This is a genomic window from Pelagimonas phthalicica, from assembly GCF_004364805.1.
Lineage (GTDB): Bacteria > Pseudomonadota > Alphaproteobacteria > Rhodobacterales > Rhodobacteraceae > Pelagimonas > Pelagimonas phthalicica.
On sequence record NZ_SOAP01000002.1, the window covers coordinates 254,477 to 280,441 of the forward strand.

25 protein-coding genes are annotated in these 25,965 nt (G+C 53.4%); 9 read left to right on the forward strand and 16 right to left on the reverse strand.

Annotated features, from left to right (window positions below):
• Positions 1 to 14: 14 nt before the first annotated feature.
• Positions 15 to 1,619 carry a S8 family peptidase gene (locus CLV87_RS11310; RefSeq protein ID WP_099245369.1) on the forward strand — a complete coding sequence of 535 codons (1,605 nt, stop codon included), beginning with the start codon at positions 15 to 17 and terminating at the stop codon, positions 1,617 to 1,619.
• A 27-nt stretch (positions 1,620 to 1,646) separates the two neighbouring features.
• Positions 1,647 to 2,993: a hypothetical protein gene (locus tag CLV87_RS11315; protein ID WP_099245371.1), complete on the forward strand. Its 1,347-nt coding sequence runs from the start codon at positions 1,647 to 1,649 to the stop codon at positions 2,991 to 2,993.
• Between the two features lie 586 nt (positions 2,994 to 3,579).
• Here the strand turns inward: CLV87_RS11315 and CLV87_RS11320 are convergent.
• The 10 genes from CLV87_RS11320 to CLV87_RS11365 form a co-directional block, all read right to left on the reverse strand.
• Positions 3,580 to 4,020, reverse strand: a complete 441-nt coding sequence (locus CLV87_RS11320) for a hypothetical protein (RefSeq protein ID WP_133840758.1) — start codon at positions 4,018 to 4,020, stop codon at positions 3,580 to 3,582.
• Positions 3,998 to 4,273, reverse strand: coding sequence for a hypothetical protein (locus tag CLV87_RS11325; RefSeq protein WP_099245375.1), 276 nt, complete (start codon positions 4,271 to 4,273; stop codon positions 3,998 to 4,000). Before CLV87_RS11325 ends, CLV87_RS11320 begins: the two co-directional genes overlap by 23 nt.
• Entirely contained in the window at positions 4,273 to 4,743 is a 471-nt protein-coding gene (locus tag CLV87_RS11330) for a hypothetical protein (RefSeq protein ID WP_099245377.1), read from the reverse strand. The genes CLV87_RS11325 and CLV87_RS11330 overlap by 1 nt, the downstream gene beginning before the upstream one ends.
• 16 nt (positions 4,744 to 4,759) lie before the next feature.
• Positions 4,760 to 6,673: a type IV secretory system conjugative DNA transfer family protein gene (locus CLV87_RS11335; protein WP_166652739.1), complete on the reverse strand. Its 1,914-nt coding sequence runs from the start codon at positions 6,671 to 6,673 to the stop codon at positions 4,760 to 4,762.
• Positions 6,674 to 6,821: 148 nt separating this feature from the next.
• Positions 6,822 to 7,340 carry a hypothetical protein gene (locus tag CLV87_RS11340; RefSeq protein ID WP_133840759.1) on the reverse strand — a complete coding sequence of 173 codons (519 nt, stop codon included), beginning with the start codon at positions 7,338 to 7,340 and terminating at the stop codon, positions 6,822 to 6,824.
• Between the two features lie 133 nt (positions 7,341 to 7,473).
• The gene (locus CLV87_RS11345; RefSeq protein ID WP_099245383.1) at positions 7,474 to 7,863 is read right to left on the reverse strand and encodes a hypothetical protein; all 390 of its coding nucleotides are present in this window, start codon (positions 7,861 to 7,863) and stop codon (positions 7,474 to 7,476) included.
• A gap of 94 nt (positions 7,864 to 7,957) precedes the next feature.
• Positions 7,958 to 8,314 (reverse strand): hypothetical protein, encoded by a 357-nt coding sequence (locus CLV87_RS11350; RefSeq protein ID WP_099245385.1) that lies wholly within the window; start codon positions 8,312 to 8,314, stop codon positions 7,958 to 7,960.
• 94 nt (positions 8,315 to 8,408) lie between these two features.
• Complete coding sequence (locus CLV87_RS11355; protein WP_133840760.1) at positions 8,409 to 8,981, reverse strand: hypothetical protein; 573 nt, start codon at positions 8,979 to 8,981, stop codon at positions 8,409 to 8,411.
• Positions 8,981 to 10,198, reverse strand: a complete 1,218-nt coding sequence (locus CLV87_RS11360; protein ID WP_099245389.1) for a hypothetical protein — start codon at positions 10,196 to 10,198, stop codon at positions 8,981 to 8,983. The genes CLV87_RS11355 and CLV87_RS11360 overlap by 1 nt, the downstream gene beginning before the upstream one ends.
• A 146-nt stretch (positions 10,199 to 10,344) precedes the next feature.
• The gene (locus CLV87_RS11365) at positions 10,345 to 10,737 is read right to left on the reverse strand and encodes a hypothetical protein (RefSeq protein ID WP_099245391.1); all 393 of its coding nucleotides are present in this window, start codon (positions 10,735 to 10,737) and stop codon (positions 10,345 to 10,347) included.
• Between the two features lie 209 nt (positions 10,738 to 10,946).
• On the opposite strand from CLV87_RS11365, the gene CLV87_RS11370 reads away from it, so the two are divergent.
• A complete protein-coding gene (locus tag CLV87_RS11370; RefSeq protein WP_099245393.1) occupies positions 10,947 to 11,987 on the forward strand; it encodes a caspase family protein in 1,041 nt (346 codons plus the stop codon).
• A gap of 2 nt (positions 11,988 to 11,989) precedes the next feature.
• Here the strand turns inward: CLV87_RS11370 and CLV87_RS11375 are convergent, their stop codons facing one another.
• Positions 11,990 to 13,375: an ankyrin repeat domain-containing protein gene (locus CLV87_RS11375; RefSeq protein ID WP_099245395.1), complete on the reverse strand. Its 1,386-nt coding sequence runs from the start codon at positions 13,373 to 13,375 to the stop codon at positions 11,990 to 11,992.
• Between the two features lie 238 nt (positions 13,376 to 13,613).
• On the opposite strand from CLV87_RS11375, the gene CLV87_RS11380 reads away from it, so the two are divergent.
• Positions 13,614 to 14,363, forward strand: a complete 750-nt coding sequence (locus CLV87_RS11380; protein WP_133840761.1) for a hypothetical protein — start codon at positions 13,614 to 13,616, stop codon at positions 14,361 to 14,363.
• Positions 14,364 to 16,112 carry a toll/interleukin-1 receptor domain-containing protein gene (locus tag CLV87_RS11385; protein WP_099245399.1) on the forward strand — a complete coding sequence of 583 codons (1,749 nt, stop codon included), beginning with the start codon at positions 14,364 to 14,366 and terminating at the stop codon, positions 16,110 to 16,112.
• 482 nt (positions 16,113 to 16,594) lie between these two features.
• On the opposite strand, the gene CLV87_RS11390 is transcribed toward CLV87_RS11385, so the two are convergent.
• Positions 16,595 to 17,122, reverse strand: coding sequence for a hypothetical protein (locus CLV87_RS11390; protein ID WP_133840762.1), 528 nt, complete (start codon positions 17,120 to 17,122; stop codon positions 16,595 to 16,597).
• Positions 17,123 to 17,132: 10 nt separating this feature from the next.
• A complete protein-coding gene (locus CLV87_RS11395; protein WP_099245401.1) occupies positions 17,133 to 17,999 on the reverse strand; it encodes a tyrosinase family protein in 867 nt (288 codons plus the stop codon).
• A gap of 288 nt (positions 18,000 to 18,287) precedes the next feature.
• Here CLV87_RS11395 and CLV87_RS11400 point away from each other — a divergent pair, with 288 nt between their 5' ends.
• Both CLV87_RS11400 and CLV87_RS11405 read left to right on the forward strand, forming a co-directional pair.
• Positions 18,288 to 18,653 carry a hypothetical protein gene (locus CLV87_RS11400; RefSeq protein ID WP_099245403.1) on the forward strand — a complete coding sequence of 122 codons (366 nt, stop codon included), beginning with the start codon at positions 18,288 to 18,290 and terminating at the stop codon, positions 18,651 to 18,653.
• Between the two features lie 293 nt (positions 18,654 to 18,946).
• On the forward strand, positions 18,947 to 20,212 hold the full coding sequence (locus CLV87_RS11405) for a TRM11 family methyltransferase (protein WP_099245405.1): 1,266 nt from the start codon (positions 18,947 to 18,949) through the stop codon (positions 20,210 to 20,212).
• 1 nt (position 20,213) lies between these two features.
• Here CLV87_RS11405 and CLV87_RS11410 read toward each other — a convergent pair whose 3' ends face one another.
• Genes CLV87_RS11410 through CLV87_RS11420 form a run of 3 tightly spaced genes read right to left on the reverse strand, consistent with a single transcriptional unit; the run spans position 20,214 to position 24,442 of the window.
• Positions 20,214 to 22,838: an RAD55 family ATPase gene (locus tag CLV87_RS11410; protein WP_099245407.1), complete on the reverse strand. Its 2,625-nt coding sequence runs from the start codon at positions 22,836 to 22,838 to the stop codon at positions 20,214 to 20,216.
• 10 nt (positions 22,839 to 22,848) lie between these two features.
• Positions 22,849 to 23,631 (reverse strand): hypothetical protein, encoded by a 783-nt coding sequence (locus tag CLV87_RS11415; protein WP_099245409.1) that lies wholly within the window; start codon positions 23,629 to 23,631, stop codon positions 22,849 to 22,851.
• A 13-nt stretch (positions 23,632 to 23,644) separates the two neighbouring features.
• Complete coding sequence (locus CLV87_RS11420) at positions 23,645 to 24,442, reverse strand: hypothetical protein (RefSeq protein ID WP_099245411.1); 798 nt, start codon at positions 24,440 to 24,442, stop codon at positions 23,645 to 23,647.
• A 322-nt stretch (positions 24,443 to 24,764) separates the two neighbouring features.
• Here CLV87_RS11420 and CLV87_RS11425 point away from each other — a divergent pair, with 322 nt between their 5' ends.
• Together CLV87_RS11425 and CLV87_RS11430 are read left to right on the forward strand one after the other, a co-directional pair.
• A complete protein-coding gene (locus tag CLV87_RS11425) occupies positions 24,765 to 25,019 on the forward strand; it encodes a hypothetical protein (protein WP_208293341.1) in 255 nt (84 codons plus the stop codon).
• A gap of 396 nt (positions 25,020 to 25,415) precedes the next feature.
• The gene (locus CLV87_RS11430) at positions 25,416 to 25,922 is read left to right on the forward strand and encodes an antirestriction protein ArdA (RefSeq protein WP_099247700.1); all 507 of its coding nucleotides are present in this window, start codon (positions 25,416 to 25,418) and stop codon (positions 25,920 to 25,922) included.
• Positions 25,923 to 25,965 lie beyond the last annotated feature (43 nt).

A 25,965-nucleotide genomic window follows, 5' to 3' on the forward strand; every position in this document is an offset into this window, starting at 1 on the left:
AGAGGGAGGATCAAATGGTCGAAGAAGAAGAGGAATTTGCGGAGGAAGAGGAAGCCTCTACGAACACAGCCTCCGCGCATGGCAAAAAAAGGGTCAAAGGCAAAAAAGACGACGTCTACAACCCTGACGAGATGGACTTGTCTGTCATCTCCAAGCCCCTGCTCGAACGCATGGCGGATACGGGCGACGATGTGCCCATTCCGACCGTTATTGACCTCAACTTCACCTTCCGCGAGGGCTTGCCAGCCGCCAAGACCCATGTGTGCGACCAACTCAAAAAGCTGCTTGGACCTGACGACTGTGAAACGGCTGTCGACAAGCGCAAAACGCGGCTCGCGCCGCAATTCGTCTTTGCCAATTTGACCGCGCAGATCATCCGCAAGCTCGCCGCGCTGGCCTATCAGAATGGCACGCAGGGCAGTCCGGGGGATGCGGCCTTCGCCAACCGTGCCATCTTCCTGATATGGCTCGACTTCAAGCTGGAAGCCCACATCACCAGAAGCGTTGCGACCGTGAAGGTCGACGCGGCCACCCGCTCCTTCAGTGCCAGCGGGGAGAACGTTGTCTGGGCCGTGGTCGACAGCGGCATCGACCGCAACCACCTGCATTTCGAGAAACACGAGAACCTGAAGCTTAAGCCCACCGACCTGCCAATTCGGCACATGGATTTCACGCGCAACTGGGGGGACGATGCGGCGAAGGACGAAGAAGCCGCGGCCCTCACCGACGAATACGGGCATGGCACGCATGTGGCCGGGATCATCGCCGGGGAGTACGACAACAACAATGATACTGTAGCCATCACGCGCATCAAACGTCGCGACGAGTATGGAGATCCAGAATACAGCAAGAACACAATTAGAACGTTGAAAGGCATGGCACCAAAATGCCGCCTCGTCAGTTTCAAGGTGCTGGACGAGGAGGGAGAGGGCGACGTCTCGAACATCATCGCGGCCCTCGCGCAGATCCAAGAGATCAACGAGCACGGCCGCTTCATCCGCATCCACGGTGTCAACCTTAGCGTGGGCTACCCGTTCAATCCTGAATGGTTCGCTTGTGGCAAGAGCCCGCTCTGTGTGGAAGTGGATCGGCTGGTGCGCTCTGGCGTCGTTGTCGTGGTGAGCGCGGGAAACTCGGGCTACGGCACCAAGCAGACCGAGATGACCAAGGTCATCCGCGCGGGGATGATGATGACGATCAACGACCCGGGCAATGCCCGGCTGGCCATCACTGTGGGCGCCACGCATCGGGACAAGCCCCACGAATTCGGGCCGTCTTTCTTCTCTTCGAAGGGGCCGACAGGGGACGGGCGCTTCAAGCCCGATATCCTCGCGCCCGGTGAGCGCATCTTGTCCTGCGGTGCCGGCGCCAAGGCCCGTGCGCGGACAACCGACAACGCCGAAATGAAACGGCTCTATGTGGACGATTCCGGCACCTCCATGGCGGCGCCGCATGTGTCGGGCGCGATGGCCGCCTTCCTATCCGTGCGCCGCGAGTTCATCGGCGAGCCCGAGCGCCTAAAGCAGATTTTCATGGATACCGCAACCGACCTGGGACGCGACCGCTACATGCAGGGCACCGGACTTCTCGACCTGATGCGCGCCATGCAATCGGTTTAACCCCTCAAGGAAAAGTGGAACACGGCGATGCCCCAACTCGGCCCTTACCCCGCACACTTCATCAAGTATGACAAACGCGGCGAGGCCGACGACCGCGGCCACGCCAACGACTTGCAGGACTTCGTGGGACAGGGAGCCTTCGACGACCTGCTGGTGATCAGCCACGGCTGGCGCAACGACGCGGCTGAAGCCGAAAGCCTCTACGCGGCTATCTGCAGCCAGATCAGCGCCCTTCGCGAGGGCGACAGCGCCGCGGCCCAAGCGCTGGCGGGGCGTAAGGTCGGGGTCATGGCTGTGTTCTGGCCCTCGAAACCCTATCGCGAGTTCGGCGCAGAGCGGGCGCAGCTCGGCGGAGCCGCCTCGGGCGCAACCCGGGAAGAGGAGATGCAGGCGCTGGCGGATACCGCCCTGGCAGACCTCAGCGACGCGTTGGACGGTGAAGTGGAGGCCGGAAAACTCAATCGGCTGCAGGCCCGCGCCGCCGCGGCCTTCGCAGACCGTGACGCCTTCCCGTCGTTCTTCAACGCCCTCCGAGACGCGCTGCCAGAGGATGAGACGGCCGCGGAACGGTCGGACAAAGCGGCGTTCGGGTCTGCGCGCGTCGCCGAGGAGGTGCGTGCGCAGATTGAGGCGTTCGCCATGGCTGAAAGCGGTCTTGGACCCGTTGACTTCCAACAGGGCGGCGCGGCAGGCGGGCCCGTGCGCACCGCCCGCGCGTCGGTGGGCCTGCTGCTCAACCTGTCCACCTTCTACACCATGAAGCGCCGCGCGGGCTACGTGGGACAACGCGGCGTGGCCCGCAGTCTGCGCGGCCTTCGAGACGCGCGTCCAGGTCTGCGGATCCATTTCGTCGGGCACAGCTTCGGCGCCCGAGTGCTGACGATGGCGACCCAAACGATTGAGGGCGACGCCGCGGCCCGGCCCGACAGCCTCTGCCTGCTGCAAGCCGCGTTCTCGCAAAACAGCTTCTCGGCACGGTTCCCACCGGGATATCGGGCGGGTTACTTCCGCCCGGTGATGGAAGACGAGCTCGTGGCAGGACCCATCCTGGTCAGCCACACGCACAACGATCTGGCCGTGACCTGGGCCTATTCGCTCGCGTCGCTCGTGTCGGGCCAGAACGCCTCTTCGCTCTCAGACGGCGCGCCAAGCCAATACGGCGGGCTGGGTGCAAACGGCGCGCTTTACACCGACGAAGCGCAGGATGGCGCTCTGCTGCCGGCCGGAGGGGGGCCCTACGACCTGCAGTCGGGCCGCATTTACAACCTCCTCGCCGACGCGTTCGTCAAAGGACATGCAGACATCCGCGGCCCGGAAGTAGGCTTCGCGATCCTTTCAGCAATGGCGGCGTCAGTTTCGGAGGGAACTGCGTAACTACTGCGCTTTAATCTGTGTTGACAAATGCGTTGTTGGGCACGGTGCAAGTGTTTGCAAACAATTTTCGAGACTGGTGTCTTGGCTCTCTTTGCGCGGCGCTTTGATCCTGGTTTGATCGTTGGTGGCGGCGACGAAATCGACGCCTTCATTGGTGTCAGCGAAATGTGTAATGGCTAGCAAACGAACGTTAGTTCTGGCCTCGGCTTGTTAGTCAGTTACACAAGCGGCAAGGGGGCGGTGTGGGATCTGTCCTCTCGCTGGGATTTCATGACCGGATTGGCGAACCGTCCTTTCCAGCAAACAAGCGACGCCACATGAGCGTGAGGATGCTGCGTCAGCAAAGCGCGAAATTTGGATGACCGGTTCGTCCGCACTATTCCTGTCTGACCTGACTGCGGCGAAAGTAGCGTGTCAGTTCGGGCGGAATCGACACCAGTGGACGTCCACAATGACGACACTCGCGGCACTGCAACAAAAGACTTGCGGCAGATGCGAGCAGATGCTGCGTCAGCAAAGCGCAAAAACCCAAGGTCGGGATTGTCCGCAACATACCCGTTCGCAGGACGGATTCCGAGCGTCTGCATTATACCTGTGAACGCCTTGCCTTCCGCTCTCGCCACGCGGCCATGTGCTTTTGGGCGAGGTCTAGTGTCAGGTTGTGATTGGCGATGTCGATGCCGTCGCGTTGGTAGCCTTCGGTGAAGACATAGACGAGGCGAATGAGGGCGTTGGAAGGGGAGAGGTTTTCTTCGTCGATGCAGCGTTGCCAGTAGTGGCGGAGCTTGGCCTCACCGACGCCGAACTCGAAGGATGCGAGGCGGTCGTACCAGTGCCAGATGAGGGCGTAGGCTTCGACTTGGTGGCTGCCCGCGCCGGGCAGTTCGACCTGTCTGACCTGTTTGCGGAGCAGAATTTCGCGCTCCAGATCCATTAAAAAATTCAACTCTGATAAGAACATGCCCCAGAAAAACAAATTCCCGGGCATGTCTGCTAATTTGGCCTCAACTGTTCCAGTCAAAGTCATGCCGGAACTTCTGAGTGGCCTTCTCCAACCGGGTTTCAATGCGCTGGCTGGCGCGGGCCAATGTACGGTATTGCTTGCGCCGCGCGTCGTTGGCATCAAGTGCCCATGATGGCTTGTGCTCTGGCATCATCCGCGACAGGGCTTTGTCGCGTTCAGCGATGAGATTCAGGAGCTTCTCCTTGGTCGGAAAAGGCGCACCTACAAGGTCGGCCTTGTGCCTGTCTGCAGCTTTTGCAAAATCCTCCTCTGCCATCAGAAGTCAGGCTCCGATTGCTGTCCCATCTCTGGCTGGCGGTCGCGCACTGGCAGGCCTTTGGCGATACGCTGTTCCCTCAGGTATTGATATGGGTCCCGGCCAAACTCATCGGTAAACGCGGCCACAATATGGGCTTTCATTTCGGCTGGGCGATACCCCGTTTCGCGTGACAGCGCATTGGCACAACTTGTGAGTTTCCAACCGTATTTGCCTTTATCATCGACATATTCCTTTACCTGATGTGCGTATTGACGGACTTTCTCGGTATGTTCATCTGTCCAAGCCACTGGGTCCGGTGGCACGGCAACGGGGCCTTGTGCCGTCACAAACACCTGCGCACTTTCGAGGTTTTCGGGAAGTTCGGTGTGTTGGAAATAGTCACGCAGGCTCACGCCCACTTGTGATCGGGGCACGCGGGCCACGCCATCGCGGGTTTGGATCATGCGGATTTCTTTGGGATCGTCCATATTGGTCTCCTTCTGATTAGCGCCACAGGATCAGCGGGCAGTTTGGGCCACGAATGACGCCGGGGCTGGTAGGACCGACATAGCGGCAGGTGAGGTAGTGCCGGGGCGCTTGATGGGCGGAACCGGTATAGGTGAAGTCCCAGCGCAAATTGGGTAGCGCAGGCGATTGCGTCAGTGCGGCCAGGATCAAGCCGATTGCGAGGAAAAGGCCGGGACGGAGCCCGCCGACGAGATGCGTCCAGAAGCGGCCTTTCTGGCCGCGATCCCGGAACACGGCGCGCAGCATCCGCGCATAGGCACGGCGCGCACGCGGCGTGACATCAGTACCCCACCAGCGCAGACGGATCTCTACTGGCGACAGTTTGCGCTTGCTACCATAGCTCGAATTGATCCCCAGCGTTTTGCGCCAAGGGGCAATGGCAAAGACCTGGCACTTGAGCGCCAGAATGGGCTTCAAATTGCCGAAGAGAATGATCTGGGCGCGATCCGGTAGGCGTTGCAGCTCGTCCGAGGTCAGCAGCTTGCGCGAGGCCCGCGCAAGGCTTTCCTGCGGCCCGTCACGGCCCATGCTGTAGGAGGAAATTGTCTCGGTGTAGTCACCCAAATAGCCAGAAAGCCAATCGAGTGTCTTCTTCGACCGAACCGCGAGGAATTGCTTGATATGGGTCTCCGACAGCACGGTCTCTAGATCGTGTTTCGAATAGACCCGCTCGATGTCATTGAGGTCCTGACAGGCCATGACGACCCTGACGCCTGCTGATCTCAGAAGCACGAGGATGGAGCAGATTTTCTGGCAAGGGGCGGCAACAAATTCGTCGAGACAGAACAGCACGGGCGTGTTGTTGCCCGCGGCCACCATCGCCTCAGCGGCCAGATGTTGCATCAAGCCGGAGAATTTCCCCAACACCTCGGCATTTGCATAGTCGATCTTGATGTAGAGCGAGACCTTGCGCTCTTTCAACTCACGGAAATGGAAGGTGGTTTCCGAGGTGATGGCAGCGAGGTAGTTGCCTGGCCCGAAGACCTCGAGCGCCAATGTGGCATTCGTCCGGAATGAATCAAACGTTTTGGCATTGCCATCATCCCCAAAGGCCTGCGCATGGGCCGAGCGGGCCATATCGCCGATTTCACCCTTTAGCGCCTTGGATTTGGCGGCGGCCTCAAGCAAGTCATGCAGGATGTCCATATCGCTAAGGGCGCGATAGACCATCGCCAGATTGCGATGTTCCGGCGGCATGACCACACAGACCGCCAGCATCACCGTCACAATCAGGTTTCGTCCGCCCTGGTAGAAGATGGCATTGGCCCCGCCGCCATCTTTTGGGTCAGGCGAGAGTTGCAGCGCGATACCACGGGACCGCGACAGGGCAGCTGGGCTGTCTGCCTCGATATTCGCCGCAATGTCATCCAGTGGATTGATCTTGATGGATTGATCCGGGTCTTTGGGATCGATCACAACGATATCATGCCCAAAAGCCTTGCGGCGGTGCTCGGATGTGGTTTCCAGCAACTCGCCTTTGATATCGTTGATCACGGCGCCTTCCGGGCTGCCCATCAAGATATTGATGATCGCTGCCGTCGATTTGGCGGAACCACTTGGGCCGATAATCAGGTGGTGTGTCTCGGTCCACAGCCACAAGGCTGTGCCGCCGAGAATACCCGCAAGCCGCGCACCTTTGCGCCGCCGTTGCAGCCCCGCCTTGCGGGCTTCCCGTTCGCTCAGGAACCCGGCAGAGCCTTTGGACGTGTCCTTGCCAAAGGCACGAAACAGCTTTGCCACACGTCCGATCCCAAAGGACAGCATCGGCAGGGACAAAAGCGCGCCCCAGACCACACAGGCCGCCAAAAACCACCACATTGCCCGCAGCATCGGGTCATAAAATGTGTCCAGCGGATAAGAATAGAGCCCGTAGCCAATGGCCGTCGTCATCAGTAACCGCCCCATTGGCGAGGGGCCTTGAGAAGATTTGTTCGACATTACAGTTGCCTCCATCAAAAAAGACGCCCCGCGACATGCGGGGCGCTGATGGCATTGTTGAAAGGGAGCGTTGGTCAGGCGGGCTTCGGGTGGGCGCAAATTACAGGGGCAACAGACCCAAGCGCGCCAACCCGATGGCCGCGACCGTGAGGATGGAGAGCAAAACGAAGAATTTGAACACGACGCTCGTGCTCCAGGCATAGGTGAAAGAAGACACGCAGCCGCGTATTGGTGCGATCACAGCGCTGAGCCCCAGCGACCACATGGCGACGCCGAGGTTCTGGTCGGTGATGACCTGTCCGATGACAGCAATAACGCCTTCGATGAGTTCCAGCGTGATTGCACGCCAGAACGCATCGCCAGGACTTTTCGGTTTGCCAACAAACCATGCGACGATCACCGATAGTGGCGACACGGCATAGCCCAGGAGTGTTCCAGCGAAAGCTGCATAGGGTGCGGTATTGGCGCTGTGATTGGCCCATCCGGTCATGGTCGCGCGGCAAGTGCCGAGATGACCGCCAAACCAGGCATCCCCCGCCCAGCAAAGCAGGTCATCGGCAAATTCAAAGGTAATCCCGTTGAGGAAATGAAGAAAGAAGGCTTGGAAAATATCGCCCATCATTGATCTCCGCGTTGATGTCATGAATTGGAAAACAGGAGCTTTCCTTTGGACATCAAAACGCTTGGACCGATGTTATGCGGGCGTCAGTCGGGCGGATTTGGTGGTGATTGATGAGTTCGGCGGCGGCTGGTCATTCCCGACGAGACGCAAGTGGCCCGTATCGGCGCATCGGGTTATCGCCGGACTTTCGGAAGAATGCCTCAGTCTTATCAAGGACGTTTGCCAGCAAGGTCTTGAACACAGGTTGTATGACGTTGGTTCGATCAGGTAGAGATTGCCAATGCATCTCCGACAAACGACAGACCGCAAATTCGATGAATTCGGAGATTGAGATATTGTCCTTGGGAATGCCTCGGCGTCGCTGATCGCAGGCTTTGGTAAATGCATCCAGGTCAAGCCCATGTGCCTGCATGCTGATCAGACAATCCCAATGCGTTTTGGGCAGGTAGAGCCGTATCATCGCCCCATTGGCATTGATCGCAGCATAAGATGTCATTTCACGGTAGCCACCAATTAACATGATGAAATCATATCATGTTTTGATGACGGCTCGCAAATTTGACAATAATTGACGCTCCCCGGTCTCCCGGAGAGCGTCCGTTTGTCAGCTGTTTTCAGTGGCCACGCGCGCCAAAGTTGAACAGGTCCATCAGCCCATTCGAGTCTGGCCCATTCCCCGTCGCTTGACGATTGAAGACAGGCGGCAGCGGAAAGTCAGGCACCGTCGCATCAACCTGCCCGGTTCCGAAGACAGTTGGTCCTTCAGGCACCCGTTTGGGGGTGTTAAGGTCCAACTGCACCTTCGGCGTTTTCGGCGGTGTGGTCGGCTTGGCCAGATCATTGAATAGTTTCGTCAAATCATCGGCAACATTGCCAACCGCATTGCCGCCACCCGCCATCACCGGGTCAGCCATGAGCACGGCAATCACGGCCATTGCCACTGGTCCATGCTTGATGTGTTTCAATACCATTGGGTCCTCCAATAGAAAAAGAGCGCCGCCTTGTGCGCCGCTCAAATCCAATATCTGCCGCTACGATTTGATCCGTGGGCGGAAGGCGGGCGGATTAGCTCGCGCCTTCCGGCCACTGACACTGCGCTTGAAGCGCCGCGATATCCGCGACACTGACGCCAGTGCCACGGAGTTCCGAAGGATTGTAATTTGAAAGTTTCAGCCTCATACGGCGATCCATTTTGCCCAGATTGACCTGGCGGGTGCCTGCACCGGTGACATTTGCAAAAAAGTAGCAATGTGCACCAATGAGGTCGTCAGGCTTGAGCAATGATGCATAGGTATGGCCCGTTGTGACCGAACGACGCCCGGACTTGGTGTAGAAGACCACATAAGAGCTTGATGCATGATCCAGAGCGGCGAGGCGCTCGACGAGCGCCTCCATCTTCTTGTTCTCGGCCTGTAATTCCTGGTTGCGGCGCTGCATCTGCTGGAATTTCTGGCGTTCCTTTTGCAGATCCTTGCGCAAGCAATCTTCCGACACGTTAAGCTCGCAGGCAATGCCCTTGATAACTGGGCCTTCTCCAACCAGCACTACAGCCATCAGAAAGACAATGATTGAGAACGTCAGGGCGATGGCACTTGCTAGAATGGTCATTGAGATTGCACGGGATGAAAACTTCAACATCACTCAGCCTCCTTCTTTGATTTGGATGTGGTTTGAACAAGTCCCAACAACGTTTGGAGCGCGGTCGTCTGTCGGGGGCATTTGGGTTGGCCAGCCTTGGACACCAGCATGAAGAGCAGCGCCCAGAGCTGGAACAGATCGATGCCAATCGCGGCTGCAAAGACCGGAATGAACCGTTGCGCGTGCCGAATGACCCCTTCGATGTAGTCCGGAGAGGTGATCGCCTGCCGGTCCGGGATCGGCGCGGCGCGCAGTTGAGCGGAGATCAATTCGGTGCTCAGGATCAAGCCGTCAATGCCGTCTCGAATGCTGCGCACGCTTTCAACTTGTTTTGCCGTATAAGTCGAGTTTTCGGAGAGTTCGGCGACGCTGGCACGCACCTGTTTGGCTCCAGCATCCAGAATCTGAGTCAGATCCGCTGCTCGCAGTTTCTGCATGGCGATGGTCAGCAGGTCTCCTGCCAGCAGAAAGTGGTCTTCTCGTTCGATCACGGCTGTTTTGCGATCCCGGGTCGCTTTGCGCATTTCCAGAAGTGCCTGACGCGCCAGATCAACGGCATCATCCGTTTCTGCAATCGCGCCTTCCATTGCTTCGACAAAAGCGGTGGTTTGCTCGCAGACGCCGCTCAATGCAAAAGCGACTGGACCAGCGCCACGACCTGTTCCGGACACCATCCCGCCCTCCGCTTCACGGGCGGCAGCGGGACAGGCTTTGGCGGCTTCCGCCTTCCAACCCGGCAAGATTTGTTTGACGCCAAGCGCCGTCAGTTCCAGACGCTCCATTCTCTCTGATTGAACCCGATGGGTGTCGCGCCAATCATGCACCTTAGAGGCAGGACCAACCAAGGCCATCAGGTTACTCAAACTTGAGACGGATAGCGTGATGGCAAGCAGCGCAGCTCCCAACAGCACCATGCAGCTTTTCATCGCGCGCCCGCGCGCCTCTGGTCCGAATTTTGTGATCAGGCTCCAGCCAACAATCACAATTGCCGAGGTTGCAATTGTAATGATCACAGATGTGCCGTTGACCAGCGTGCTGGCCTGCCCAACTTCTTCGAGGAACAGGCGAATTCCGCTAAAGGTGGCGAAACCACTGACTAGGCCGGTGATGACGAAGACCGCCGCGATCACTGCGATAACGTAACCTTCGGACTTGTCGAAGGCATTGAAATGCGACTCAGCACTTTCGCCTACGTCTTTGATATCTTGTTCAGACATCGGTTTTCCTTTCACGTAGAAACCCGCGCGGATTGTCCGAGCGAATAGCTTCGGACTAAGGCTTCGAATGCGCTCATTCGGGCTGACAGTGGGCGGGTTTTTTTGTATCGTTGCTCGCCCTCATTTGGTGAGGGCGAGCGGTTAAGTCAGATCGCGTAGCCGAGTGGCGGCGTCCGCAAACCGAGTTCCAGAAGCTGCAAGCGTTTCTGGACCAAAAGGCTGGGCGCGTGTGTCAACGGCCCAGTCTTGCAGCGTCGTGCAAAATCCGAGAACCATTTGTACGCCGGATCGTTGAACAGCTTGTCGAGCCGATCATTTCCAGTATTGAAGGGATCGCCTTCGTAACTGCGGAACTGATGTCCCGCATCCAAAAAATAGTCGAAGCGCAGCTGCATCCGGTTCACGATTTTCCGGCGCGGCCAGCGCAAGTCGGCAATGGCCATGCCGATTGCGTGGGCGTTCTGAGGGATCTCAACAACTTCCAAAGGGAGCGCGATCAGGGTACGGGTGTTTACAATTCCACTTTCAGTATTGCTCATTGAGCAAACTCCTTTTTTTCGGGGTTTGCGTTAAGGCCAAACCAGAAGCATTTCCGGCCGCAGTCGACGTCTTTAAGCTGGCCTGGATCTGAGTCGATTCGGAGCAACGAAAAACGAATCGGCCAGAAACAACGGGGACAATGAATAGCCGAATCGTCATTTTTCAGGTCAAGGTAATTTTGGCGAAGTAAATGTATTTGGAGATTTAGATGATTGCCGGAGAGAACAACAAAGCTGCTGTTGTGGTCGGTATCGATCATTACTCGCAACCCAACATGCTCTATGGCTGCGTCGCAGATGCCCAGAATGTCGCTGACTGTCTTGCCGCGCATGAAAACAGAGCGCGCAACATGCAGGTGACGCCTCTGTTGAGCGGAGTTTCAGCGGACGTTACGGCTGACCGCATCATGGATGCTATTGAGGAACTGTTCCAATCCACGCTCTCTTGCGCGGTGATCTATCTGGCGGGTCACAGCGTCTATAAGCCGAACAGTTCGGATCTGGTTCTGGTGACACCTGAAGGAGAAAAGAAGTCCCGTGGCGTCAGCCTACAAGAGATCATGAATCTGGCCAATGACGCCTTTCCACGTGTTCAGTCGACTGTGATTATTCTCGACACCTGTCACTCCGGTGCTTTGGGTGAAAACCGAATTTCGAACTCCGCTTCAGCAACATCTACTTTGGGCGAAGGGGTCACCATTCTAGCGGCAAGCGGTCGCAAACAACGAGCTGGGGAAAGAAACGCCGGTGGTATTTTCACAAGCTTGATGCTCGAAGCGTTGAAGGGGGGCGCTGCAGATCTTCTTGGGCGGGTCACGCCAGCTGCTGTTTACTCATTTGTTGACCAGAACTTTGGCGCGGTTGGGCAGCGTCCGGTCTACAAAGCAAATGTCTCGAGGTTCACGAGTTTGCGCCAGTGTGAACCACCCATTGACATTGAGCACCTTAAGAACCTGCCGAAGTGGTTTCCAGAAAATGCGGCGAACCCTGATATGCAAGATCAGCACGCATTGGATGAACGATATGAGCCGAACCGGGACAATGTGCCGAAGGAACTGATGGATATTCCGCCGGATCCCAAGCTGACAATGATCTTTGAAGGACTGCAGGCGTGCAACCGTCAGGGACTCGTCGTTCCGGTCGGTGCAGCGCACATGTATTATGCTGCGATTGAACGTAAGTCCTGCGCACTCACACCTCTTGGCCGTCACTATCGTAATCTCGTTGTCCGGGGTGAGCTCGGGGTGTAGGCTTAGAGCCCTGGCTCGCTAGGTTTGGGAGCAGAAGGCCCGTTTGACAGTTGCCTTACCCGCTCTTCGAGTGAGAATGTCAAGACATTGTTCAGACTTGGGCTCAAGCCACCTGCTTGAAGCGCCTCCTCTTCGAAACGAACTAAAAAGAGATAGTTGTTGAGACGCAGGCTGGCCGTGGGATCGGCATCGTCGTCCTCTTCAGGTCCAGGAACGTCGACATGCTCGCTTGCAAAACGGTGTTCATGATCCAAGATCAAAGGATCAAGTCTTGCCTGCGCCTGTCGGACGGCGAGATCGACTTCGACGACATTTAGGTCGGTGTCTTTCTTTAGGCTGTCGAGAAGGTGAGGATAGTAGTTTGGCTCATAAACCAAAGCGACCAAACAGTAGGGATCTAATCCACTAGCCACGTAATGAAGCGCCGTCTGCCCATTGGCGGGATCAATCGCGTTTATATTTGCACCATCTGCCAATGCTGCCATTATTTCAAGCGGTTGCTGATCCTTTGCCGCTTGCAATAGTTTGCTATCAATGCTTGTTAAATCACTACTCATAAACCTCCTAAATACAAAATCACCGGTTGGCGCTAAATATCTTTGCGCATATCTAACTATATTATTTTTTTGCCTTTTGGTCAAATTTGAGGATGCTGACTCCGCCATTACGTCCAGCGGTGCAATGCGCTTATGGGGCTCAGGAGGCTGGCGGTCAAAAGGCTTTAAAACAAGATTTTGCTCGTCTTTGATCAGAACGCGCCCATTGAGGCCTCCCCAAAGGTAAGTTCCGTGTTCACCGCGAAAGTCAAAAAAAGTGCCTTCCAGACGCAGATCAACGACGCCAAGAAACTCCTCAAGATCATCATAATTGCCATCGCCCAACCGATATTCGTAGCGCTCTGCGCTCTCATCCGGTTGTTTCACATAGTTTCTCACAGCCCGATAGGCTTCCCACTGAAAGGAAGTCTCCTCGCGCTCACTGAGCAGCAAGCAGTTCAGTTTTGTGACCGAACCAACACCGAGCTCGGCGAAATGTACGCCCTCTAGGCTTCGATGCGGCGGGATCATACCGGTTTCTGGCATCCGTTTCTTACTTTTTCGAGAGCGCTGCTGAGCGAGTACAAGGTGATCGGTCTCCAGAAACTTGTAATACTCTAAAAGCGAAATACACGCAGCTAAGGTTTGAGAGCCAGGGCGCTCGCCCTTCACGTAAAAACGTCGCAAGGCGCGAACATCTGTAACGGGTGCGCTGTCGTTTTCTATCTCGCCCTGCAACTTGACAATCTGCGAGTCAAGCCAAACCGCAGGGAAGCGTATGTCTTCACGTTGCTCATTGATTAGGCAAAATAGGAGTGAGCGTATGGTGGTTTCAGGGAGGGATAGAGGCATTCCTTCGCGGCACTCCAAACTGCAGGATCATAGCTGCACCACTATATTGTGAAAATGGCACACATCCATAGATGTGAGCCCGCGCCCCTGAAGAAATAATCATGAGCGGTGCCAAAGATTGCTAGCCTGAGACTCACAGATGCAAACAATTTTTGACCCTTCTTCTCAGGGCTTTCCGCTAGAAAGATACAGAATGATTCGTTCAAAGCTTAGTTCCATATACAAGAAGTTATACGATATGCGGTGGCCGATCATTGCTCTTAGGCTGATGCTTGTAATTTCGATTATCTTGGTGATTTTTGGTATTTCTGTCAGCCTGCTGTTCGGCGCGATTTATCTTGCGATTTTTGCTGTTCCGGCGGTGTATTTGATTGTACTGACGATAGCTTCATTCATCAATATCTTAGTTGGGTCCGCAAACCCCCAAAAAACAACTACCACATTGTCGATGCGCAACAGAACAGTGAGCATCTCAGCTTTGATATTGTTTGCGTTCGTTTTTCAAGAAGAGTTAGTATTGGTTTTTGGCGAGTTTACGCCAAAGATCCGGGGGGTATTGGGATTATTCCTTTTTGGTTCTTTAACATTCTATGGTTCGTGCCTCGCCGTTTCGGCCATGTACCTGAACGACGAAATCGACGGTGAAGCGAAGCAGGATCTGATCTTTCGAAGAGTGCTGTATGTTCCACCTCTAATTTTCAGAGACTTCGTAATCCCCTTCTCATTCGCGGTCGCCGGCCTGATTTTGACATACAATTCGTCAATGTGCCTTCTCGGCACCTCATTCCGCTTGATCGCGGCAAACGTGTATGGGGCCTTGATGGCATCTCTTCTAGACTATCCGGACGCACAGATGATGATTAGCTCACAAATCGACAATCTGGGAACCTGGTTGCAATCCATCACAACGAATTTGGGCGAAAGTGAGGTTGGTAGCAGCTCAATTTTTAAGTCACTGACACCAACCTGCTCGGGATGGCAGTACTGAATGCAGGTTTTTATTTCATATCGAAGAAGTGACACACAGAGCGTCTCTGAGACAATTTATTCGCGCCTTGGCGCTCGACTGGGAAATGATGAAGTCTTCATGGACTTCGGCTCTCTAAATCCTGGTGAACGGTTCAAGGAGGTAACGCTTCCAAAATTGGAGCAAGCACAAATTGTGTTCTGTGTTGTTGGATGCTCGTGGGAAGAGACTTTGCGCGAAAGGGCAAGGCAAGAACTGTTCGATCCACTTGCAGAGGAAATTAAGACGGCCATCGAGTTGGAAAAAACTATTATCCCGATCCTTGTAGATCGGGAATCTCAACCACTATCTGTGTCCGACATTCCCTCTTCGATCAAATCTCTTGAGGAGCTGAACAGCGAGCATCTCAGAACATCAAGTCTGCTTCCTGATCTAGATAACCTTCTGAGGCGGCTAACTTTTTCATACCCACGAGTTTTTGGACAGTCTTTGGCCCCGGTTTTGTTGGAAGAAGAGACTATGAGACGCCTGAAGCGTGTCCCGTTCTTTTCTGATGGGACAATCGTTCCTTGTGAACAAAACGAACAATGGGAAAGGTCCGCAAAGTACGAGTTTGGTGGTTCTCCGAGTGACGACTTTCGCTTTGAAGTCCATAGCGGAAACAGAAAGGAAATTGGGATTTGCTTCTTCAATGGTTACGACGATGTAACCGAAGTGCTTCTTGGGCAGAAGGATGGCGTTGCTAGAGGTGCTAAACGGATAGAAGGCGTACGTTCGCAATATGGGTTCTTCTGGCCAGATTACTATTTCACTGTCTGTGGCGGGTACGGGGCAAGAGACTACTACTGGTCTGGCGGTTCTCTGGGATTGGCATGGAGAATATGGGATTGGGTATTTCTACGAACTCCTGCTGAGACCTCGGACCTCCGCGGGGAAGAGGTTAACCAAGGATGCGGTGTCGCCCGGCGCTCTAAGAATGATCAAGATGTTATTCTATTTAACACTGGAGACACAGCGCCTGTTAAGTACTATCGAAGCTTCAATGGATTGGGATCACACGTAGAGAGTGACCAAGCTGCTAGAGGCACCTATGTTCAATGGTCCCAGCGCGGCGGTGGATACCGCGATTTCTCGTTTGTTCTCAAAGACCGGTTACGCTTAGGTAGCGACCCGAAACCACGGTCGGTTTACTTTGGACAAGTAACCGATCGGGAGCTTTCGGTCACCAAAGTCGATTTGAATGCTCGGGAAGAATTGTATGCTCACCCATCGGGCGTACCAATATTGGTAAATATCGATCATAAGGAGAATCTAAGTTTTGAAATCTTTGGAAACGGTGACGCTAACAGCGAGCACACCGATACTACCCAGTTTGATGGTCTAGGAGCTGCAGGATGGCCGAACGTTTCGTTCTGTAGGGATGGACGTACGGTTGCATTTGAACAGCTGTACGCTCAACAAGTCGTCATTGCTGACCTGTTTTCTGGTTCCATAATCTCAATACTGCAAGGATGCAGAGAGCCTGTTTTCTCTCCAGATGGGGAGCGGCTTCTAGTTTTGAAGCATGGATCTCAGTTCGCTTCCGTGTGCTCCAAGTTTGGTGAGAATTTGGTAGAGTTGGGACCCGTTAGGAACAGAAGGTCTATCCAATTTGGATACCTATCTAACGATCACTTTGATATTGTTGATGACTACTGTTGGGATGATACGGGCAACAGGGTGCTTCTGCTGCACGCCGCCGAGGTGAATGTGTTTGAGCTGAAGAAATGAAGACGAGCACAGCGCGGCGGAATTTCTATTGAGCGTATGATACCGATCCAGATCATGCGCCAAGCGGTCAACTTGGCAGCTCTACTGTTGCAAAGAATTAAGCTAAAAAGAACATAAGCGAGATGTGCGTTCTCCGATGGTTCACGCTGATTGCAAGATGTGTGGTGGCAGACCACCACACCTTGGCAGGGAGACCCGCTGCGCGTCTCCCGTGCACCCTCTCGGCTTTGGGTCATCGCAGGGCATTGAACCCTGGATGACCCATGAAACGTATCGCCGTTTCGTCACTCTTCGTCGCTCACGTCCCTTTGCGGCCCTTCGCCCCACCTTCACGTTGCTGCAGGCGCAGCCCTCTTTGCGGCCATTCGCTGCAAGCGCGAACTCCGGGTCTCGTCTATCCTGACCATACTAACCATAGCAATGCCGGCTCAAATTCGATCAGCCAGAAAGCACATTGCTTTGGCTCCCACCCACCAAACTCTCTAACTATATGTGCGTAATGACACGCGGCGGCATCTTAGAAGACCAGACATTGGCTTGCGGTTCTTGCGCAACGGCGCATGCAATACCGTGACCAAGGTTACCGTATGCAAGCCCTTAGTATAGCGACGCATGACGCGATCCAAAGCCGGTGTTACGGTCAAGATCCTTTTCATCGGCGCTGTAGGGTGTTGCAGTACAGGCATCGCTGGCGTGTCCTGAGGTACATGCACCTTGCTCGCAGAGGAGCAGTGTCCTTCTGACCCCAGGCATTCGCCATGTCCAAAAATTGTCAGCCGCCCGGCATAGCCATTCTTTGCGGTCCTCTTTGTCCCAGCAGCAGCTTTCTTGTTGTTGAAGAAAACCCGCAGCCCATAACTTGAGCCAACAGTCGACAAGTCTTCAAAAACCAGATCGGCACGCGTGATCGTCTCCCAATCTTCAATATCGAGATCAAACTTCATGGCTATGTGTTCAACCCCTTCTGCAGGAGAGGATTTTTCGGATATGGTGCTATCGTATCCAATCATTGACTATCTCCTAAGCCACAGCCGCGACGGCGTATTCATAGCCCATGCGATCAATGTCCAAAACTTGGGCAACGGTCAGCGGAAATGGTGCCAAGACCGTGTCCATCAAGTCAGGCGGTGGGTCCATCGCGTTCGAACTATTCTGCCAAATATGCCACAGGCGGTCGATCATGCAGTGATGGGACCAAAAAATCGGATCATAGGCCGACGTCGGAACGGATGACATCGACCCACCAACCCAGCCGTGGACGTCGTCATGTATCTGCTCAACGCTAGTTGTAAAGTCGGCGAACGTCTCCATCCGCATCAAAACATTGCGGATTGTGCTTTGACGAGGTAAATCGTCTGCATCGTCCGGGTCCCTTCGTGTCGTTGGCGGGTCCACGTCCGTTATCACACCTTCAAAGTCGGGATTTGTGCGGATGAAACTGATAAGCCCGTCTGACCAAACACCCGAAACAAGTGGGGAGCTCGGATTCCCAATCTCGGAATTCGCTAGTGGGTTTGGTTGTCCGCCCACATTTGCCACGGCATAGCTTTCCGGCAGGCCCACAGTGTGGGAATGATCAGATGCCCAATCCCACCAAGGCAGTCCGACGTCGGCAAATTCGGTTCGTTCCGGGGCCACCTGCGTAAAACGGGCACCAAGCCGTGTCTGCAGGGCGAGTTCGAAATAATACAGGAATGCCCGGTGCCAAGGCAGAAAGAGAGGTGATCCGTGCGGGCACCAAATTGGCGTGGGAGCACCATGCGTTGCAGCAAACCAATCAAACCCACGTTCATCTGAGACAGATTTCAAGTTTGCGTAAGCAGCACGTAGAACGTCTATGGACGCTCCATTTTGTTCCAACGAGCGAATGCTAAGTCGAATTGCCATGCAAAACCTCTAGAATTCAAAAAATAATGAGCCGACGCTAGCAGAAAATGACCGAAACTCCAAGTGATGCGCTCTTTAAGATCTTAGGGAATCTTCTGCTTGGAACAAATTGAAGAGTAGACAAGAGGTTTGGCCGCCTCGAGAAGGACGGCCCAAAGCGGTCACTCGACAATGGGCCGGGATGCTGCGAGTGCAGCCCGCTTTGCTGCCATTAGTTTCGAGAACAGAGTTTCAATGCACGGTGTTGCATGATAGGAGTGCTGTCCGCCAATTGAAAGGTTAGTACCGATGATGGATGAGCGAGGCAGCGTTGAGCTTGTAGATGAAACAGATGATCACATCGACATTGCAATCTCGCAGATGGCTTTGTGCGATCAGCAAGGAGGTTGGCTTGTTGAGAAGGACTACAAGGTTGATGGGGAGGTATGGCGGGTGCATAAGTTTGATGCGGACCCTTTCCCTTCGAGCCCGCACGTTCACTGCGTTGGAGGTCGAGATAGATTTGTGGGTCTCAAGCTGCACCTTGGTAGTGCGGAGCTGTTTCGAGGTTCTAAAACGACAGGACGATTCTTAGGTAAGAAGCAGTTCAACAGGTTGATAGATGCAATTCGCCCCAAGCTTCCTGACATCCAATTGCCGCTGGGTTCCAACTAAACTTCGGCCCACAGCCGACCTTGAACTCGCTCCTTGGTTGCCGCGGTCGCAGCCTGCATCGCCGAGATTCGCTGCGGTCGCAAAATTTGAGGCCACTCCGGCTCAGTGTCAGTGGGCCAAGCCATCACCCATTCTTGCTTTGCCAAGTTCAACCAGAAACTTTATGCGGAACGGAAGCAGTTTTACTCAAGCGTAAGGATTTCGCCATGCATCATTGGCGACGAAATCGCTGCATGTAATAAGGTATAGGATCAAGTCAACCAAATCGTCCGCAATCAATCGAGCAGAAACAAATGCAGGCACTTTTCGACAAGTGGATAGGTGAAAGGACCCCGGTTTTTCTGGGAACCAATCACCGATCGCAGGACTTGCCGTTTTCTAGCTGGTATCGTTTCAAGGAAGCATTCTCACCAGAAATTGTTAAGCATGCGATTGTCGATCATCCGACGAAGGTAAAGGCCTGCATTGATCCATTCTCTGGCTCTGGAACCACTGCGCTAACAGCACAGTTCCTTGGCGTCCCAAGCACTTCATATGAGGTAAACCCCTTCTTGGCCGATCTCGGCCGCGCGAAGACTGAATATTATGATATCAAGGAACTTCGCTCCTCGTTCCATTCCGTTGTCCAATCGGCCCAAACCCACGAAAGCACCTTCGACCACAACAACGAAGCAAATTTACCCGAAACGTTCGTAGAACCTGGAAAGAACGGCAAATGGCTCTTCAACGCAGATGTTGCTCACCAAGTGTTTCGACTTCGAGACGCGATTTCGTGTCTTAATGACCCGACGTTAAGACGCCTCTTCGAAGTTATTCTGGGGAGCTCGCTCATCGAAAACTCAAACGTCGTGATTAACGGGAAGGGAAGACGCTACCGGAAAAGTTGGCAGCAACGGCCGAAGACAAAATTCGACCTTCTCGATACTTTTCAGACGCGAGCCGAGCGTTGCTTTGTCGATATTGAGAGTTTCAACTCCAAGTCAGCGGTTCCGGCCAGAATAGAACTGCAAGATGTTCGCGATGAAGACCTTTGCTTTCCGGAATTCGACGTCAGTGTTTTTTCACCGCCTTACCCGAATTCGTTCGACTATACAGATGTCTACAATGTTGAACTGTGGATGCTTGGTTACCTCAAAAACCGAATCCAGAACGTTGAATTGAGAAGACAAACTCTTACTTCACACGTTCAAATTTCCAAGGCCTTTGCACGTTTGGTGGATCAACCTGCGCTACTCACTGAAACGGTAGAAAAGTTACAAATTCAGCAAGATCGACTGTGGGACAAACGAATTCCTAGAATGATCGAGACATACTTCCTCGAGATGTCTAACCTTTTGGAAAATCTCGCCAAGTCTAAAAAACCAAAAGGACGGGTATGGATCGTGGTGGGAAACAGTCAGTATGCGGGTGTAGAAATTGAAACCGGTCGCATCTTAGCCGAAATTGCAAAAGGGCTGGGATATAATGTTGTTAAAAACGACATAAGCCGAAAGCTACGAACATCACCTCAACAAGGAGGCTCGCCAAGGCTAGGAGAGGCAATCTTAGTCTTGGCCTAAATTAGATGAGTTTGCTCAAGTCTTTAATTTGCATAGCTTCTCTATCCCAAAAGGCGACATCACTGCGGGGCACCGCTTGACCAAACGCAGTTGCGACCCTGACTTCGTAGAGGTTGTCTTTGTCAGACCTGCTCCTGACTTTTTCATTGTCATAAGCAGAAGAGACATCAAGATAATAGTCGGCTGAATTTATCAGCGCTTGAAGCAGAGGGGTGGACCTGTGCGCGACCGACATAACATCCGCCGCTAGGAGGGGAGCATTTCCCATCCCCAACACGTCAAAGTGTGAGTGGGTTGTAACCACGTTAACCCCCAAGCGCCTAAACATTTCGGATAGCATCGGCCAAATCAATGTGCTTTTTTCCAGTAGTGGGAACTGTAGGAACACATTGTGAAGGCCGTCGAGAAGAATGCTGTCAAACGGGTAACCTTGTAATTCTGCCGAGCGCAATTCATCCGCAACCTTGGTTAGAAGCACCTCTGGAGACACGTAACCAGGATAGAAAGTGAGAGTAGAGAAATCGAAATCTGGGTTTGGATAGTCAGTTGAGTTATCGGAGAATTTTGACTGTTTGATCTTCTTGACCAATCCGGCGTAATAGGATTGTGGATAGAGAAAGGATATGATTAGACAACGCCGAGCCAGGCCAACAAGGCCCACACCGTTTGCATCGGCAAAACCAAGAGTTCTTTCTTTTCTCGGGGTGAGCGGTGAAGTAAGAAGCCTGAGCGCAAAACCTGCCTTCCCGCCGCTTCCCTTTCCCGCTATAACTGTTTGAGATTTACTGAAAATCTTCAACGAAGGCTCTTGCCCAAGCAGAAAGTCAAAAACAAAGTTGTCGTCTGGCTGCTGCCAATTTCTGGATTTGAACTGCTCAACAGTAGCTTCGAGATTTGGATAAAAGCGGACACCGTCTCTTTTCGAAATATGAAACTTGTGGGTGCCGGTATTGGAAAACTGGCGGCGCGTCTTCGTAAGGCTAGCAGTACGTAGAGGCTTGTGGGGCACATCTACATCCTGATTGTTGTCAAGTTCGACAACTACATCGACTAGGTAGTCCAGCGAACTAAAGACAGGTGTATCAAAATCGGCGGAGACCAATATGACCAGAACATTGAGCTTTCGGTATTTTTCGATCAACCGATGCAGCTCCGATATCGGACCATAATCACCCCCATCATCCACCTGGGGGTCCTTCAGGATCAGCTCATATGCATCACGGTCTACAAGTTCATGAACCCCATCCAAGACAACGACGTAAGGAACAGTTCCCGGCGCTCGGTAGCGAGGTTGATCACCAGGCTCTGTGTCATATTTCTCCATAATCTGGTCAACGAAAGACAGAGCATCTTCGAAATTGCTGCGAGCGTCATTACTATCCAAATGATAAGTGTGAAACCATGCGTTTTCGTAATGGCTTTCGGTCTCAAGGGAGGTCGAGGTACTGCCTGCTGCTCCGTGCACTGATTTTGCTGAAAAAACCCGATTGGTGCTTACAAAAGCTGGTGTGACCGTTGAAATTCGGTCGAGGAGATCATCCCTTTCTTCTTCGCAAGACAAATAGAATGTTTCAGTGCCCAGCGGTGCCAGTCCCACGCACGCTGCGAGCGCGAGGCTTGTCTTTCCACTGCCGCTTTTGCCACTTATTCTAACTACTGCACCACCATGCTCGGTCATTCTAATGCCCCCAGCGAACACAGTCTTCGCACCAGGCACAGGAAAAGGTATCCCTTCTAGGTCATTCAAGATTTGTGGTATCGATGGCAGGTCACTTGGAGACACAGTCAGCTTGATCTCGTAGCCATAGTCCTCGCGACGGTTAGAAGACTTATTCGGAAAGATATCTAGCGACTTGCGTTCTAGGAACTCGTAGACAGAAAACAGTCTGTACTCGTTGCGGCTTGGGCCGTGCGATTGGTGGGTTCTCGATAGGCTTATCCGAGCCAGCCCCAATGAAGCCAAATAATGCCCGACTATGAACTGTATCGGCTTGGTTATGTTGGTGGATTCCCTCTTCTCCGCATAGGAAGTCATGGTTTTGAGAGCGTCACCGACAGATTTGTAGTCTATTTGATCAGCAATATATTCATAGAGATTCTGCGTCTCGCTCGGAGGGAAACTGCGCGCCGCTGCCGCGAAAATCTCCGCTCTTACAACTGCATGGGTATATGCTTCACTGGCAAGATAGTCTTCCGAGGTAAGCAATCGACGGATGAAAAGCAGAGGCGACGGAATACGCATCTGTTCTTTGGTGATGTCGGCTTTTTCGAGAAGTGGATGTTGGTTGAACGAGAAACCTTGAAACATCTGTTCCAGCAAGAGAAAGGCTCGCGTTTTCTTTGATCTTACTTTATTAGAACCGACCACACGCGCGGTTTCATAAACTCCTGGTCGCCCACCGGAGATATGATCATCATATCGAGTAGAGTGTTTCTCAAGGCTCAAAAAACACTTATTTACCGCCGAAACAAAGCTATCCTCGTCAGTAAACAACTCTTTTGCATTGACGAATAGAGTTGCAGCATCAAACCACTCTTCAAAAAGGCTTCTCGAAATGTCGCCGAACGGACGCTCAATCAGGAAGTCTTCGTCTGTTATTGGTCTAGTCTCTGTGGTTTGTCCCATCGGATTGACCTCAACCAGTTGCTAGAGCAAGCTGCCCGTCAGGCTCAACAAATTTTCGGCCGTAGTTAATATCCCGTCTTATTGTTTTAGTTGGAATGTTGAATTGTTTTCTGTTAGCCGTCTTATTGGATATTTTCACAGCCCCACTTGATATCCCTCCACCGACTCTTTTTTCTGCAGCATCTAGTATTCCGTTTCGGGCAGTAAGGTCAGCGAGATTATTCGCTATTATCTGAATCTGCTTACGAAACTCAGCTGGCGAACCGTAAGCCAACCGCACTTCTGGGAGTAATGCACGAAGGCTCTTCCAAGGCATCAAAGGCGGGTTTCCTACGAGCAAGTTGACCATAAGCTTAGTAATTTGTTCAGGACTTCCATTTTTGTATGCACTCAAAACCAGCTCCGCCCAAAGTTTCGGGTGGGATTGCCTTAGCGCATGCTCATTCAGCACATCCACTGGCAGCAAACCACCAGCTGCTGCGCCCATGGCCCGCAGCGCGTGGTACTGTGCCATAGATGGCATAGGTTCGGCATCGTCAGCCAGTTTACTGCGAATGCATTCAGAAAGTGCTTCGGATGTTATCCCCCATTTGGCGATCACACCGGTCAACATGAACCACTTGCGTTCGGAGTCAGCCAGGTTGGCTTCAACAACCGCTTGCAATTCAACCAATTTATCTTGTTGAGAGTGACCGTTCTCAAAAAACTTTGACGTAAAAACATCCACAGCAGTGATGCCGGCACGATCCTCCTTACCGGCGATCGTTTCTTCAAAGGCTTGAAGAAGGCTCATTTACGTTCCCTCACTAGTTTAAAAACACATATACGTTGTTGACTGCATTGGAAAGTAGCGGCGGCTCCGAAACTACCTCCCCCAAACCGTTGAGCTTCCTCATGTCTTCAGGTCCATGTGGAAGTGGCTGTGTTCGACCGCCAATAATCCAAATCTTCCTAACAGAGTCATAATCTCCATCGAGTGCAGTCGGTCGTCTGCCACCGTCGAAATCATCGCCTGAGAAAGCGAACCCAACGAACTCTAACCCTCTGGGGTAGAAAGGTGGATCGCCCCAAAAAAGTGGTTCAGGCAACCCCAAGCGGCATGGAAGTGTTGAACACTCCTTTGACACCAGTAGAGACCTTGCGTCACCATCGTCGGCTTCAAACAACCAAGTTGGTCGGCCCGCTACCTTGTAGTTAGGAAGTTGGTCGAAAACCTCCTCCTCGAACCACATCAAGGCCTCATTTTTGCTAAGAGGACTACCCGGCAAAGCCAAAGCTCGTATTCGGGCTTCAACTTGGGCCGGGGAAAAGTCCCCAGGTGAACCCGGGAGATCATTTAGCGCACCCGATAAGTACCGTGTAATCGCGTCAATCCGCTTAATGTGGCCGACCCATTCGCCAGCATCGAGTTCGACGGCCTGAATACCCACTAAACGGTTGCCACCAGCAAATTCATTGAATGCCGCTTCCACCTCATCTTCGGCATCCACTTGGCAGTGCGTCAATGCTTCTTCGGTTTTCGCATCTTCTAAATTTTCGTCTTCGACCAGTCGTTGTCTTACGCAGGCGTCCAGAAAGGGCGTTTCAATTTCCGCAATCGGCATTCGAATTCAATCCAAAAACATGATTCGTATCGTTGCTTCCTAAGCTTGCATTTCATCTCCTGGTTGGCAATCACCCGAGCGCCATCCACCTATTACGTGAGTTGCAGTAGAAGTATTCAACATATGGGTCGAAAATGCAGATCTCGCAACGAGAATATGTCTCCTATCGCGAAACTCTTGGCAGCTTCGGGACCTGCAGCGAAGGTCCGGTTTCCGCCCATTCCATACAAGTGTATGAAATCAGGAATTTATTCTTGATCGTGACGCGTGTTTTGTTCTATCAATGTTCTCCTTTCATCAACACATAAACCAAGGAGATTTTATGAGCCATGAAACAAACCAACCCCAAGATAAACCCGCTTTGAATAACCCCTTCCTGCTGGGCTATTCCGTTCGACCTACAGGAGAGGGCAACAAATCCTATTGGAGCAAGATTGCCGTGGCCTGGGCGCATAAGGATGGGCAAGGCTTCAATGTGCAGATGGATGCGATGCCGGTTGATGGCAAGCTGGTTCTGCGCACCGTGCCTGAGGATCATGATGGGACGGGCGAGGTGATTGAGCCGTCGCCGGAATAGATCAAACGAACGAGGTTCCCCTGTGAGAAGAGGCGTGGCTTTGGCTGCGCCTCTTTTTTAGTTTTGGCGCATTCGCGAGCGGATCGGGCTTTCGTGAACCGAACCTGTCTTTGACAGTTTCGGCCATGCGGCTTCAATCCCTTGCGCACCGGTTATCACCGGCATGTCGATGGCAGCGGTCTTGACCGCCGCGTGCTTGGGGCGCTGCCCCTGGCGCATTTCAAGCAAAACAGATCGAAGAGATCCTTGCTTTGACGGTTTCCAGCGCAAGCGCCGGAGCCTCCGTCAAAGGCAAAGCATCTTTCGTCGGTTTTCCTTTCCATTTGCACCCCCGCTCTCGCCGAGGGGCAAGGGTTGCAAGCGCAACCCCTGCATCCATTTGGAAAGGAAGAAAAAATGACCGTTACACTTCATGCACAACCCTACGACATCACCGCCTGCGGCTTCTATTTCGAGAGCTATGAGGACTATGCCGAGAAATCCGCGAAGCTGCGGAACGACTTTGGCGATCCGGTCGAGGAATTCGAGATTCAGTTCATCGACGGAGAAGACATTGATTGCGAAATGGCGAAAGCCATCGGGATCAATCAGGCCAATCTTGCCGACTATCTGACCTGTGTCGAGGACTGGGAAGATTGGGAAAAGACCCTTGTCATCTTTGCCGTGGGCGAATGCGGATACAGCTTTGATGTGCAGGAATGCCCCGACAGCCATGGCATCGACTTCTATTACGTGGACAGCCTGCGCGAGCTTGCCGAGCGCTTTGTCGAGGACGGTGTTTTCGGCGACATCCCCGAGCGGCTGCAATTCTACATCGACTATGACGCCATCGCCCGTGATCTGGGCATGGAATACAGCGAAATCACCATCGCAGGGGAACGCTTGGTCTATCGCGCCGCGTGAGGGGGAGTGCAGCCCCAAGCCGCTCTGCGTGAGCGGTTTCAGG

Coding starts and splice junctions, on each gene's coding strand:
- CLV87_RS11340 (WP_133840759.1), bottom strand. CDS start 7,340: ATGGGCGATATTTTCCAAGCCTTCTTTCTTCATTTCCTCAACGGGATT.
- CLV87_RS11420 (WP_099245411.1), bottom strand. CDS start 24,442: ATGCCGATTGCGGAAATTGAAACGCCCTTTCTGGACGCCTGCGTAAGA.
- CLV87_RS11355 (WP_133840760.1), bottom strand. CDS start 8,981: ATGTTGAAGTTTTCATCCCGTGCAATCTCAATGACCATTCTAGCAAGT.
- CLV87_RS11350 (WP_099245385.1), bottom strand. CDS start 8,314: ATGGTATTGAAACACATCAAGCATGGACCAGTGGCAATGGCCGTGATT.
- CLV87_RS11360 (WP_099245389.1), bottom strand. CDS start 10,198: ATGTCTGAACAAGATATCAAAGACGTAGGCGAAAGTGCTGAGTCGCAT.
- CLV87_RS11400 (WP_099245403.1), top strand. CDS start 18,288: ATGATGGATGAGCGAGGCAGCGTTGAGCTTGTAGATGAAACAGATGAT.
- CLV87_RS11430 (WP_099247700.1), top strand. CDS start 25,416: ATGACCGTTACACTTCATGCACAACCCTACGACATCACCGCCTGCGGC.
- CLV87_RS11380 (WP_133840761.1), top strand. CDS start 13,614: ATGCGGTGGCCGATCATTGCTCTTAGGCTGATGCTTGTAATTTCGATT.
- CLV87_RS11345 (WP_099245383.1), bottom strand. CDS start 7,863: ATGTTAATTGGTGGCTACCGTGAAATGACATCTTATGCTGCGATCAAT.
- CLV87_RS11325 (WP_099245375.1), bottom strand. CDS start 4,273: ATGGCAGAGGAGGATTTTGCAAAAGCTGCAGACAGGCACAAGGCCGAC.
- CLV87_RS11320 (WP_133840758.1), bottom strand. CDS start 4,020: ATGACTTTGACTGGAACAGTTGAGGCCAAATTAGCAGACATGCCCGGG.
- CLV87_RS11370 (WP_099245393.1), top strand. CDS start 10,947: ATGATTGCCGGAGAGAACAACAAAGCTGCTGTTGTGGTCGGTATCGAT.
- CLV87_RS11395 (WP_099245401.1), bottom strand. CDS start 17,999: ATGGCAATTCGACTTAGCATTCGCTCGTTGGAACAAAATGGAGCGTCC.
- CLV87_RS11375 (WP_099245395.1), bottom strand. CDS start 13,375: ATGCCTCTATCCCTCCCTGAAACCACCATACGCTCACTCCTATTTTGC.
- CLV87_RS11365 (WP_099245391.1), bottom strand. CDS start 10,737: ATGAGCAATACTGAAAGTGGAATTGTAAACACCCGTACCCTGATCGCG.
- CLV87_RS11415 (WP_099245409.1), bottom strand. CDS start 23,631: ATGAGCCTTCTTCAAGCCTTTGAAGAAACGATCGCCGGTAAGGAGGAT.
- CLV87_RS11405 (WP_099245405.1), top strand. CDS start 18,947: ATGCAGGCACTTTTCGACAAGTGGATAGGTGAAAGGACCCCGGTTTTT.
- CLV87_RS11410 (WP_099245407.1), bottom strand. CDS start 22,838: ATGGGACAAACCACAGAGACTAGACCAATAACAGACGAAGACTTCCTG.
- CLV87_RS11310 (WP_099245369.1), top strand. CDS start 15: ATGGTCGAAGAAGAAGAGGAATTTGCGGAGGAAGAGGAAGCCTCTACG.
- CLV87_RS11385 (WP_099245399.1), top strand. CDS start 14,364: ATGCAGGTTTTTATTTCATATCGAAGAAGTGACACACAGAGCGTCTCT.
- CLV87_RS11315 (WP_099245371.1), top strand. CDS start 1,647: ATGCCCCAACTCGGCCCTTACCCCGCACACTTCATCAAGTATGACAAA.
- CLV87_RS11330 (WP_099245377.1), bottom strand. CDS start 4,743: ATGGACGATCCCAAAGAAATCCGCATGATCCAAACCCGCGATGGCGTG.
- CLV87_RS11335 (WP_166652739.1), bottom strand. CDS start 6,673: ATGACGACGGCCATTGGCTACGGGCTCTATTCTTATCCGCTGGACACA.
- CLV87_RS11390 (WP_133840762.1), bottom strand. CDS start 17,122: ATGATTGGATACGATAGCACCATATCCGAAAAATCCTCTCCTGCAGAA.
- CLV87_RS11425 (WP_208293341.1), top strand. CDS start 24,765: ATGAGCCATGAAACAAACCAACCCCAAGATAAACCCGCTTTGAATAAC.